The sequence below is a fragment of the Serratia sp. (in: enterobacteria) genome, from assembly GCF_046715635.1.
GTDB lineage: Bacteria > Pseudomonadota > Gammaproteobacteria > Enterobacterales > Enterobacteriaceae > Chania.
Genome location: NZ_JBKJYW010000260.1, coordinates 1 through 12,909, shown reverse-complemented (window position 1 = coordinate 12,909; position 12,909 = coordinate 1). Strand labels below are relative to the sequence as shown.

Annotated in this window: 10 protein-coding genes; all 10 read right to left on the bottom strand. The window is 53.0% G+C overall.

Annotated elements, in window-relative coordinates:
- The coding region (locus tag ACLQ7H_RS12940; protein WP_411753020.1) for a helix-turn-helix transcriptional regulator at nucleotides 1–554 on the bottom strand (554 nt) is incomplete at its 3' end.
- A gap of 66 nt (nucleotides 555–620) precedes the next feature.
- On the bottom strand, nucleotides 621–1,214 hold the full coding sequence (locus ACLQ7H_RS12935) for a LuxR C-terminal-related transcriptional regulator (RefSeq protein WP_411753019.1): 594 nt from the start codon (nucleotides 1,212–1,214) through the stop codon (nucleotides 621–623).
- Between the two features lie 358 nt (nucleotides 1,215–1,572).
- Nucleotides 1,573–2,103, bottom strand: a complete 531-nt coding sequence (locus ACLQ7H_RS12930) for a fimbrial protein (RefSeq protein ID WP_411753018.1) — start codon at nucleotides 2,101–2,103, stop codon at nucleotides 1,573–1,575.
- Between the two features lie 78 nt (nucleotides 2,104–2,181).
- Complete coding sequence (locus ACLQ7H_RS12925; protein WP_411753017.1) at nucleotides 2,182–3,309, bottom strand: fimbrial protein; 1,128 nt, start codon at nucleotides 3,307–3,309, stop codon at nucleotides 2,182–2,184.
- 8 nt (nucleotides 3,310–3,317) lie between these two features.
- Nucleotides 3,318–5,876: a fimbria/pilus outer membrane usher protein gene (locus ACLQ7H_RS12920; RefSeq protein ID WP_411753016.1), complete on the bottom strand. Its 2,559-nt coding sequence runs from the start codon at nucleotides 5,874–5,876 to the stop codon at nucleotides 3,318–3,320.
- A gap of 106 nt (nucleotides 5,877–5,982) precedes the next feature.
- The gene (locus tag ACLQ7H_RS12915; protein ID WP_411753015.1) at nucleotides 5,983–6,657 is read right to left on the bottom strand and encodes a molecular chaperone; all 675 of its coding nucleotides are present in this window, start codon (nucleotides 6,655–6,657) and stop codon (nucleotides 5,983–5,985) included.
- Nucleotides 6,658–6,758: 101 nt separating this feature from the next.
- Nucleotides 6,759–7,289, bottom strand: a complete 531-nt coding sequence (locus ACLQ7H_RS12910) for a fimbrial protein (protein WP_411753014.1) — start codon at nucleotides 7,287–7,289, stop codon at nucleotides 6,759–6,761.
- Between the two features lie 496 nt (nucleotides 7,290–7,785).
- On the bottom strand, nucleotides 7,786–8,334 hold the full coding sequence (locus ACLQ7H_RS12905; RefSeq protein ID WP_411753013.1) for a tyrosine-type DNA invertase: 549 nt from the start codon (nucleotides 8,332–8,334) through the stop codon (nucleotides 7,786–7,788).
- 357 nt (nucleotides 8,335–8,691) lie between these two features.
- Complete coding sequence (locus ACLQ7H_RS12900; RefSeq protein ID WP_411753012.1) at nucleotides 8,692–12,639, bottom strand: enterobactin synthase subunit F; 3,948 nt, start codon at nucleotides 12,637–12,639, stop codon at nucleotides 8,692–8,694.
- 41 nt (nucleotides 12,640–12,680) lie between these two features.
- A complete protein-coding gene (locus ACLQ7H_RS12895) occupies nucleotides 12,681–12,887 on the bottom strand; it encodes an MbtH family protein (RefSeq protein WP_411753011.1) in 207 nt (68 codons plus the stop codon).
- Between the last annotated feature and the right edge of the window lie 22 nt (nucleotides 12,888–12,909).

The window sequence follows — 12,909 nt, the reverse complement described above, 5'->3', positions numbered from 1 at the left end:
CTACGGTGTTGCAGTTCAGCAATTTCCCGCAGGCTCATCCCGTTGAACAAGAACGTCAGCACATCATTTTCGCAACGGGTCAGATGATGCAAACTTGAAACATCGTCAGGATCGTTACGCGCCAGATAAGACCCGATCAACGGGCTCAGTACGCGCTCTCCGTTAAATACCCGGTTAAAGAATTCCCCGACCAACGGCAGTTCATCCCCACGGGACACCACGCTGATATTGGCCACATCAAGCAGCTTGCACAGGTCTTCCCCTGTCTGGCTGCGAGTGTAAACAATGACCCGTAACTCAGGCTGCTGCGCACACAGACCCAGCAGAACTTCATGGCTCTGCGCGATGGTTTCATGCTGGCCATTGAGTTCGGTGATGAGAATATCGACGGGTTGGTACAGTAACCTTTCGGCCACCGCAGCCATGCTGGTTTCCTGCACGATAATCTCATTGGCAACGTTAAGCGTACCGATGAAGCAAGACAGCCCGGTGAGGGTGAGTGGGCTGCGATCCATTAACGCCACGCCAAGCGGCTTTTGTGACAACGGTTGCATAGGCGACTCCTGTATAAATATATCGCTCATTCCATCCTGAGAATAAGTGCATAGCGGTATCAAGGGTTAGCGGGCAAACACCGGGCCGGTCTTTGCCATCCACTTGCCTTGCAAATAAAGCTCACCATCAGTCTGAAAACCCAACTTGTGCATCGCATTGCGCTTATGGGTGCTGACGGTGCGAACATCACGGTGCATCATCAACGCCGCGGTGGTCACGCTTTTACCGGAAAACAGGTGCGCCAACACATCCAGTTCACGGGACGTCAAGGCTTTACCAACGGCAGACTGACTGCTCAGCAATTGCCGCACCTTGTGGCTATAGCTGCGGCAGCCCGATAAAACCTGCTGTACGCATTGCGTCAGCGCCACGGCAGGCTCCTGTTTGAGCACCAGCCCTTTGATGCCCGATGCGGTCAGCAATTGCAGCACCCGGGGATCGTCAAGTGCGGTACACACGATCATCGCCGTGGATGGCCAATGATCCAGGCAAAGCGCAATCAGCCTCAAACCATCCAGAACCGACTCTTCTTCACCGCACAGTTCCATAATCAGCAGCCGAGCCGGGCGATGACGCATCAATCCCGGGATTTGTGCCAGATTGCTGACCCGTTGTACCTCATCCGTCAGGCCACAGGACTGGGCCAAAATATTACGCATGCCGAGTGCCGTAATGGGACAAGATTCCATTACAATCACCCCGTCCCCTTTAAGCCCATAAGAGCTGGGGGAATGCGCACTCCCTCTCTGATAGGTATGAACCGTTGTCATATTAAATCTCCCATTTCTGCCGAATTCCCTTTTTTACTTCCTTGATAAATTGGTGTGCAAAAATGTCATTCCTCTCTTATTGATGAGGGTTATTTTTTCTTATTGTTATGGGCCAAAAAACGCATTGAAAATAAAGCCAGCGATAAACGATAAATAAGCCCCTGGTGATTGACGCAAAAGATACAAGTAAAACTGCCATTAAAAAATGGGGCCAGGTTTTCTTATGGCTAGAGGGTATTACTGAAAATCAGGGGTACTCTATCCCCACCTGAACCGCTCCCTCAACTTTTCCTGGGGTTGCACCACCGTGAGTGCTAAACATGCGTGCCCTCATCGGTAAAGTCGCCTTACGAGTTTGTTCATCAACCAATAACTCCCTAATACTGCCACTGCCCAATCTTAGGTTGGCTGCCGTAGTCGCATCGACCATTTCAATCTGCACAGCACCCGCAGCATCCGTCACAGCCGTATTTTTGTACAGGTCGCCATATTCCGACTCACCGCTAAAGGTCACAACGGCCTTCTTTGTTCCAACTGGGCAATCGATTAGATCCAGGTTAAAGTCTTTCCAGTCACTTCCCTGGGCCACAGTTAGAATATGCGCCTCAACCTCCCCCAGAGGCACCTTTATAGTGCCCCCCTCGGTCTTGACCGTACACGGCGATGGTTTGACTGTACCATTAAATTTTATGTCGTATGCCAGTGCCGAATGGCTAATAGCCATACCGCCGAGGGCCAAGCCCAATGCAGCCATTTTTAATGTCGCTTTCATGTCCATGATTATATCCTTCTCCATTATAGTGAAACGTTTTCGCAGACTATTTTATTGCCGTAATCTATTTTTCGAATAACCCAATTATTCCATTTCTACCGTGATGGTAGCAGTCGAGTTGAATTCCCCTAGCTTCGGCGGTTTTCCGGTAGCGCTAATAGGATAGAAAAGCAGTTTCGTCTCATTATCACTATGGACATTACCCAGGCCATTCATGGCTACCGGCAGGAGGCTGCCTGGCGAAATAACCCGTTTGGTGTCCTTCTCTTCAATGCGGATCGCAATATCTTCATTCTCTACATTGCCGCTCATAGTCTTCAGGGCGGTTTGATCATGGGTATTGAGCCCCCCCTCAAACTTCAAACTGACCGTCGCCGTGGTCTGAAGGTTGCTGCACTGTACCTGTACGGTTTCCTCATGCACCTTGCTAAAGCCGGTTGGCATTTGGCCTGCAGTCTTGAAATCACCGGATAGAATGTCGCCAAAGGACACGGTAACGTTCGTGTTCTTAAGTTCACATTTCGCCGGTACGGTGACGCTACCATGCATCTTCACTATCGCCACTGGGGTATCGTCTTTGTTGAAACCTGTTTGCGAACGAATATAAATCCTCACCACTTCGGTGAGGTTTATCACGGTAGTACCAACAACCGATTCCCTGAAATGTAGGTGAACCTGCCCTGCTGAACCACTATCATATAAGGTCCCTTCATACGAACCATCCGCTAGCTCTTTCCCCTTACACGACTGCTCTTTGGCGAAATAGCCATTCCCTTGATCAGTGAAGGGAGCCTCGAAAAGTTTACCGACAGCACCAGCGATAAATACATCAGCAGCTATTCCAAAAACACTGTTATTGGTCAATGCGTAAAAAGATCTACCTTCGTCATTAGCCACCACTGTATCCGAAGCGAGGCGCGCCGTAATAAACGATTCTTTCATTATTTTTGAGGAACCACAGTCACAGACGACATTATATCCTAATCCCAAATTCCATGCCCCGCCACTTGCATTCCAAAAAGTCTCTCCATTGGAATCAGCAGCTTGATCAGAATTAAAATCCTGATTAAAGGAAAAAGTGTAGTCCTTAACACCACCTACTGTATAACACTGCCCGACTACTGCCTGTGCCTGCGTCATCATCCCCAAACCCATGGCAATGGCCCCCCCCATGAGCGAATAACGCACTAACGATTTCAATTTATTCATCATAAAAGCCTTTATAAACATTGACCATTTATCAAACGGATCCCGGTGCCGTCTTTTTGCTCCGGTAGACTGTAAGTAACCTGACACTGTTGCAAAGCGGTGTTGCCCCACTTGACCTGCAGCTGGCCGCTACCAGCCATCCCAGAGAGGAACACCTGACCGCCGTCGCCGACGATACTGCCATTATCACCCTCACCATTACTGTCGGTTACGGTGGCACCGAACGGCACCGGTGCGCCGCCCTGCATCAATAGGGTCATCAACACCCGCTGGCCGATTTTAGGCTTGAACTCGGCACGTACCACGGCACCACGGCTTGGGATCACCTTCCGGCTGGCTATCGTCATATCTACGTCATCCGGCAGGGTGGTGGTGTCCAACGCGACGGTATTTTTGCGATACACCGTGGCATAAGGCACCACGGCATAGCCGCGCCAGTCGGTACTGACACCGGTCTGGTTGGCGACGCGCACCCCTTTGGCGCCCGGTGCTTTGACCAGTATCGCCGTCTCATTCATCTGTTGCGAGAGTGTCAAACCGTCCTCGTGCAGCAAGATCCCGCCCTGTACGCCGTAATTGAAGCGTTGATCGGAGCGGTTATAGCCATACCCCACGTTCACCCGGCCCAAACCTCCCCGATAATTAAGCCCGGCATTACCGTAGGCCCCGGTGCCCTGGCTGGTGTACCCCTGGCTGAGGTTGTAACTCAGGTTACCGTTTGGCAATGCCGTACCACTAAATCCGACGGAATTGCTGGTAGTGCCTTGGCGGCTGGTATTCAGGTTGTAGCTCACATAGCTGCCCGGTAACCATTGGCTCAGTGGCATACTGACGTTAAAGGCGAAAACATGGTCGTCGTAATTGACACGCTCGCCATTGCTGTCATAACCATTTCTGCTGAAGGTGTAGTTCAGGCCATAGCTGATGCTGTTCCAGCTATTGTTATAGCCGACGCTGGCGGATTGATTGCGGCGTCTATCGTTCCAGTAGTCTTCGTTGTACAGGCTGAGCGACAGTGAACCCAAGCCTTCCCCCAGGGCTTGGCTCATTGAGAGCTCGGCACGGCTCTTCTTGTGAGCCATGGTCTGCGAGGCTTTGCCATTGGTGTAGCTATCCAACGTTTCCCGCAGCGTATAGAACCCCGCCGTTGAGTAGCGGTAGCTGGCCAGGGTGAAATTGGTGCCGGTTTCGATAAAGTTCTTGCCGTAACGCATACGCCATGATTGGCCATGCTCTTTACTATCCTGCTCAGGTTTGGCCCAGGCCTGCGTAACGTCGGCGGAAAGCGCACCGATGGCCCCCATGTTTTGCCCCCAACCGATAGCCAGAGCCTGATACTTGCTGGCCGCCTGTACCCCGCCATAGAGGGTAGCCCCCCACGGCAAACCGTAGATCGCCGTGCCTTGGGTAAACGGCGTGTCATCTATGTTACTGCTGGCCGAGCGATATTGGCCGCTGGTCAGGCTGTATTTGAAGCGCCCCTGGCGCTGTAGCACCGGGATGGAAGCAAACGGCACCACCAGACTCTGCTCACTGCCATCGCTCTCTTTGATGCTCACTTGCAGGTCGCCGCTACTCGCTGGCGGGTATAGATCGTTGATTTCAAAGGCCCCAGGTGGCACATAGCTCTGGTAAATCACGTGACCGTTCTGGCGAATGGTCACCTGGGCGTTGCTGCGGGCAATGCCCCGCACCGTCGGCGCATAGCCTTTCAAACTGTCCGGCAGCATGTCGTCGTCCGAGGCAAGTTGGCCGCCACGGAAAGGCACACTGTCAAATACCTCACTGCGAGAAGTACTGTCACCCAGTATCAACTGGCTCTTGAGGGCCACGATGTCGCGTTGTAAATAGGTGTTGATGGAATCCCAGTGACTTTCACCATCAGAGTTACGATTCCAGGTCGAATAGTTACGCAGGCGCCAGGCACCAAGGTTGATCCCGGAACGCAGGTTAAGATAATAGGTGTTGCTGTCAGAGCGGTTGCTGTCTCGTGCCAACGTGTTGGCACCGCTAAAGTTATAGTTAACCAACAACGCCGGTATCCCCTGGTCCCACTTGTCAGGCGATACATAGCCACGGGCGGTGGAGTTCAGCGCCGCCTGGGGAATACTGAGGTCCAGCCGCTGCTGATTAAAACGGAACGTAGCCGATGCCTGGGGAATGATCTGCGCCAGATTAACGCACTGCCCAGAGGCCTGGATAGCAGGGAAGGAAGCGATCTTCACGCCCATGGCCTCCAGCATGTCACTGCTTAGGCAGGGTTGCAGGCTATCCTCACCTGCCGGGCTCCGCTGCAGGGAGAAATCAAGAGCCTGAGTATCGATCATCATGCCATTGAGATAAACGTCAACCCGATAATTCCCCGGAGCCTGGGTACGGCCGTCTTCAAAAACCGTCAGATCGGCTCCTCGCTGAGACGGGTCACCCAGCTCCAACAGGGCCGGGTTAAAATAATCGCGCGCCTGCACGCTACCGGATATCCCCATCAACATGGCCACCTGACATGAGATCAGCCATGCCAGCGGGGTGCGGTTAAATCCGCGAGGGACTATACGCTTCGGGTTTTTCATCCATTTAACTCCATTTATCAGCCGCACCAGCAAATTCCGGCAAGCCGCGTCCATTCCCTGTACTGCCTGTGCAGGGATTAAAAATATTTACTGTTAGTGAGGTGCCTTATAGATTGCCGATAAACGGCTGGCTGATACCGCCGTAATCGTTAATGATCTCCCAGCTTAATGCGCCGCCCGTACTACCCGTTGGCAAGTCAAAGCGCGTACTGGACTTCGGGGCAACCATAGGAACATCTTTCAACGGGTTACCATTAATCTTGACCGAGAATAGAGTGATATAAAATGGCGATGCGTTGGTCACTTGAATAGCGTTGCCACTACGTTGCCAGGTTAATGCCTTGGCTGCTTCATTCAGCGTGCCAGGTAAGCCCTGCGGGCGATAAATCAGCTTGATACGCGTCTTGACCGCAATTTGCAGGCTGTTCTCTTGTTTATTGGCTGAAGGGATAGATTTGATGTTCAACCAATAGAGCGATTCTTTATCGGTCGGTAAAGTTCCACCGGCACGCACTACCCGCAGAATATTATTTTGCTCACCGTCCAGACGGAATAAAGGAGGGGTAATGATAAATGGGACCTTGGAAGTATCACCCTCTTGCGTATCAACCCAGGACTGAATGAGATACGGTACCTTATCCGGATTATTAACCCCCAGCGAGGCTTCTTTTTTAGCACCGTCATAAATCAGACGCGTTCCACCGACAATAATACCCGCCTGCACCTGGGCTCCAAAGGTTAATAATAGCGCTACGACTATTGTGCTCCGCCAGACTTTCATTGCTTATTCACCCACTTCAACCATTGATAAAAGAGCCAGGAGTGGCTCTCGCCCCCCTGACCCGGCTTTATGTCGCCCATAACAAATAGGATGGATAAAACTTACTTATAACTAATGCTGAAATCGCTCACGGCATTAGCTTTACCGGCAACGATGTTGGCGGAAGTCGAGTAGTAACTGGCAACAAAGCCAAGCAGGTTATCCTCAGTGCTGGACAACTGATAAACTCTTGAGTCTTTATGCAGGTTGATTACAGAACCCTGGTCATCAGCGATCTGGATACCCACGCCAGTGGCAACATCAGGCTCATTGGTCAGCGCCAGCACGGAGCCGTTACCATTTACCTGGGTACCAGCAAAACGCACGGCAGCTCCATTTTGAGTCACTGATTCCGGGCAATCTTTCAGGATCACGTTGAAGCCCAGGCTACCCGCTGTGACGTCAGAAGCGCCTCCAAATTCACCGACATGGATCTTGCCGAGTTTAACAGTCATTTTGTCAACATCGGTCTCAATGGTGCAAGCTTTATCAATGATCTCACCGGTAAAGTAAACTTTACCGCCTGCAGCGAATGCAGAAGTGGAAAACGCGGAGGCGGCCAATACAGCGATAGCGATCAGATTCTTGTTCATACTACTTTCCTTTTAAATAATGCACTTCAAATGCGCGCACTTGTTTATTTTGACATAGCCCTATGTCATTCCTTTTCATTTAGTTCATCGACTGAAAACCACCTCCGCAAATAGCGATTGGGCGGCAATACCTTTCCAGCCAAACGATTCATTTTGAACTAAAGTGACTCCTTTGGTTAAATGAGCCACGGATGGCCACCAAAATGGCATAATGCAACCAATTACTCTGATAAAATGTAAAAAGTAGCATAATAAACCAAGTAAAAAGTTAGAAAATTTTAAGATTGGTTTTATTAGGATTTAAAGCAAGAAAGTACATGGAATTAACTTAGAAGTGGTTTGGCAGAGGAATTTTCGTAATTAATTGTTATTTAAGTGTTTTTTATTGAGTTATAAAATATTGAATGGTTAGTATTGACATTATTTTGGTGTATCCTTAGAGTATGTTGCAATTTAGTTCAAAGTGACTCATTAGACATATTTTTCCACTCACCCATCACCATACTTCCTTAAACCTCCTGGCATTACTAGCCGTATAAAGTACCGTGTTCTGAATATTCCTATGGCCAAGAAAGTCCTGAATCAAACGCGTATCGATCCCCCGGTCCGCCAGAGCGAAACCGCAGCCATGACGTAGCATATGAGGATGCGCATTGACCTCCAGGTTAGCCGCCTCACTGTAATTACGGATTAACCAATAAATACGCTGGCGTGATAAGCGGGAACCGCGGTTAGAAAGGAACAACCACTCCGTGTCTGCACCACGGTACTGTTTTCTCTTGGCCAGCCAACGCTGCAAGCATTTCCGTTCGCGCACGTACAAGGGGTGGACGGTTGAGAAGCCGTTCTTCAACCGATGGATATAGATATTACCGCCTTCCAGATCGATATCGGCAAGCCGCCAACTGTTGATTTCACTCACCCGACAGCCATGGATAAAACACATCCAGATCAAACAATAATCACGTTCAGGGTTTTTACCTTTCAGGGTCGCCTCAAGCAACTTTCCTACTTCGGAAGGGGTTAAATGTTTACGACTGGTCATAGTGCCTCTTTACTTGTTACTAAAAAGTATGTGGATATTTCCTCCTTTTTAATTTCCACAACCGTATTCAGGGGTATAACCCCTGCCTCTGGATAACATCCTGGATCCTGAGCGGAGTATAGCCGATAAGCACTCCTATAACAGCCAGGATATTGAACCAGACTAAATGCTGCTATTCCTAATTAATACTTCAGGATCAAGCCAGCCAGCTAATAGTAAACTGTGTTAACTTATGCCATAAAATAAGGGGCGAGCCTTATCAGCATTCGCCCCTTTAGTGGATTATGACTACCAATATATTTACACCGAGGATCTGACACTGGTTATCGAACCCGTATCACATAATCCCCTTTATGGTCACAGTGCCCGCAGCACCCGGTTCAACAAGGGCCCCAATACTTTAAATGAAGCCGGTGAAACGATATCCACGTGCGCACAATCCAGCTCAAACACCTGCAATGCGTCGACATATTCCGCCCAGGTCTGTTGCACATCCATGCCTGCTTGCAAGGTACGCTTAGCCACGAACAGCGTCGCCTGCCCCTGGAAGTGCGCCGTATGGGTGTGTGACAACAGCCGGACCGAGTCCGCGTAGTTGGCTTCGATATTGTCAAACATCACGACCCGCGTCTCGCCCAGAGCCGGATCGAGCGTATCTTCAGATACCGCCAGGAACTGTTCGCGCTCACGCTGCACCTCTTTGAGCACGTTGTCGTCCAGCATCACGTCCCAGTTCTGGGTTTCTGGCGGGTAGGTATCCAGCAAGCCAAGGAAAGCCACCTCCTCCCCACGCGCCTGCAAACGAGCTGCGATACCTTGAGCCAGCGTTCCCCCCAGGGAGTAACCGATAAAGTGGTACGGGCCGTGCGGCTGTACCTGTAATACCGTAGCCAGATGTGCATCGCAGACCTGATCCATATCCTCCCCCAACGCCAATGGGCCATCTGGCCGTGGAGACTGGATGCCCACCAGCGACCAATGCTGATCGATATAACGCGGCAACACGCTGAACTGCCAGGAGAAGCCAGAAGCCGGGTGCAAGCAGAACAGCGTTGGGCCTTCGGTAACGCGCAGCGGCAGCACGCTGTCGAAACCGCATTGGTCGGCCTCTTCCTGCGTGCGTTCTTCCGCCAGTAGCTGAGCCAATTGATCTACTTTCGAAGCAACCATCACCTGGCCGACCGACACCGCTTTACCCAGATCGCGCCGCAACTCGGCGGCCAGACGCATCGCCAGCAACGAATGCCCGCCCAGAGCAAAGAAATCATCATCGGCAAACACCTGCTCGCGCTGGAGCAAACGGGCAAAGACGGCAGCAATTTCGCTTTCCAACCCGGGTTCCGGCTCGCGTCCGGCCTTTCCGGCACCGGTTTGCGGCTGCGGTAAGGCTTTGCGATCGAGCTTGCCGTTAGCACTAAGCGGCAACTCGGTCATTTCAACCAGCGCGATCGGCACCATATGCGGCGGCAAGCGATCGGCTAACGCAGCACGCAGGACTTCGTTATCCAGATGCACACCAGGCTGCGGGACCAGATAGCCCACCAACTGCCGGGCATCACCCCCCATCGCATCGGCGACCGTGCCCTCCAATACCAAGGCATGAGCCACCGCCTGACGCACGCCCGGCAGTGACAACAGGGCGTGGTCGATCTCACTGAGCTCAATCCGCTGGCCGCGAATTTTCAGCTGATCGTCGCTGCGCCCCAGATATTCTACTGCGCCGTCTGGCAGCCAGCGGGCGACGTCACCGGTGCGGTACATCCGGCCCCCATCGCCCAGCGGATCGGCAACAAAGCGGCTGGCGGTCAGATCCGGTCTGGCCAGATACCCCTGAGCCAGTTGCACGCCGGTTAGATAAAGATCGCCTGCTACGCCCGGTGGCACTGGCCGTAAGCGCGCATCGAGAATTCGTAAACCGGTATTCCACACCGGCAAACCGATAGGCACGTTAGCGCCAGTAACCGCCGCAAGTGCGTCACCAAAGGCCGGATGCCAGGTCACGTCCACCGCCGCCTCGGTAGGACCGTAGAGGTTATGCAACGGCACCTGAGTGCGGCTCTGCCACAGGCGGCACAGCTCTGCCGGTAACGCTTCACCGCTACAGAACACCTGACGCAGTGGCTGGCAATGGCCGATGGCGGTTGCGCTATCCAACGCGCCGACGAAGGCCGCCAGCATCGAAGGAACAAAGTGCATGGTAGTGACTTTATGCCGATCGATTAGCGTGTGCAGTTGCTCAGGATCGCGGTGCGCCTCCGGTGGTGCCATCACCAACTGCGCGCCAACCATCAACGGCCAAAAGAATTCCCACACCGAAACGTCAAAGCTGCACGGTGTTTTCTGTAGCACCACATCATCTGCCGCCAGCGGGTACTGATGCTGCATCCACAGTAAACGGTTAACGATGGCCTGATGCCCCACCAGCACGCCTTTCGGCCGCCCGGTAGAGCCGGAAGTAAAGATGATATAGGCCGGATGGTGCGGCGTTGGGCCTTGCAGAACGCCCGATGCAGCAGCATCGGTTTTCAGCGGTGCATCGTATAGCAGCACTTCACCCTGTCCCACAAAACGCGCTTGCTGGGAGGCATCGGTGATAATCAGGCGTGGGGCCGCGTCTTCCAGCATCATGCTGAGACGCTCATCTGGATAGCCGGTATCCAATGGCAAATAGGCCGCCCCCGCTTCTACAATCGCCATCAACGCCAGCGACAGGAAGACCGAACGCGGCAATGCCACCGCCACGATATCGCCCGGCTGCACACCCTGAGCCACCAAACGTTGGGCCAGGGCGATCACCTGTTGGCGAGTTTCGCGGTAGTTGAACCGGTAATGCTCATCTGCCAACGCCGGGGCATCCGGGGTTTTATTCGCCTGTTCGGCCAGCAGACCACTGAGGGTCTGTGCTGCCACCGGATAAGCGGTGTCGTTCACCTTGGCCAACAGAGCATGATCTTTTTCACTCAGCAAGTCGGCTTCGCTTACCGGCAAGGTCGGTTGGGCAGCAAACTGCCGCAGCAGCAGCGGCAAACGCTTTAAGTGCTCAGTCAGTTCGGCCAATTGATAACGCTCGGCATTGGCTAATAACTCAATCTTCAGCGTGCCAGCCTCGTCGATAAACAAGGCGATTTCCAGATCTCGCACCGGGCCAGAGGCCAAATCGTGGGTGATCCCTTCGATTCCGGCAAAATCGAGCTGGTAGTCGAACATCTTAAAGTTGAAAACGGTGCCGTACAGCGGCTGACTGTCGCCAATCCGCCCCAGATCGCGCTGCACCTGTTCGGCATCATAGCGCTGATGGCGGCGGGCAAATTTCAGTTCCCGGTTGATGTGCGCGGCGATATCGGCCAGCGTTGCCTGCGGCGCGACATGCATCTCCACCGGCAGCACGTTAATCACCGGCCCGGTGGCACAAAGTGCGGCAGATCCCATGCGGCGCATAAAAATAAACCCGGCACTGTAGCGGGTTTGGCCTGTCAGACGAGCCACCCACACGGCCACCAGCGCCATCGCCATATCGGCAGCGCTGAGCTGTTGCTGCTGGCCCGCGCTGAGTAATGGCGCAAGATCCTGCGCGGCGCAGAACTGCGCCAAACGGTGAATACGCGTCGAGGGTGCCTGCCCGGCCAACGGCTGCGGGCACAAGGTCGCTGGCATGGGTAACTGCCGCGCCTTGTTCAACCAAAAATCGGCATCGCGCTGATAACCAGGAGATTGCTGGTATTGCTGGTATTCCGCCACCACATCGCTAAAAGGCGTGAACGGCGTCGGTTCAGGCTGCTCGTGCTGACATAGGCGGGTATAAATATGGGCGATACGGCGGGCAATAGCGGTAAAGCTGAAGCCATCAACCACCAGATGATGGTAACGCTGATACCAGAACCAGCGATCGTCGGCCAGTCGCATCAGGATATGGCGATACAGCGGCTTACCGCTGCTCACCCGCAATTCGGCACCAAGGTCGATCTGCATCAGCGCATGGGCCGCCGCGTCTGCATCCGCCGAGCCGCTTAAATCAACCCATTCCGGCTCAGCCAGCGGCATCTTGGCATCGTAATACTGCATCGGCACACCGTCATGCTCAACGAAACGCAGCCGTAAAGTGTCCACTTCTGCCAGGCCTAGTGAGATCGCCTGAAGCAGGTAGTCTTTGTCCAGCGGGCCGTTCAGTTCGATATAATGGGCAACCGCATAGGCATTGCCGTACGGTGAAATCTGATCGGCAACCCAAATACCGGGCTGCGCCGCCACCAATGGCAACTCGACGGTAACCTGTTGCCCAATAGGTAAAATAGAGGTTTCTGACACGACGTTCGCTCCTGTTATCGGTTCTTGCTTCTGCGTCCCCATCACGCCTTACGCAGTGAGGCGGGCCGCATATCCTGCCAATGCTGTTCCAGCCAGTTGACGCAATGCTCCCGGGAAGCCGGGCCAAAAACGCTGACCCAACCGGCCGGGATGGCGCTGAAATCCGGCCACAGGCTGTAAAGCAGTTCGTCATTACGCAGGACGTAGCAAATTTGCTGCTCGTCATCGAACGGGTTTAAGGTTTCCATTACTTGCTCCTTAAGCATGAAG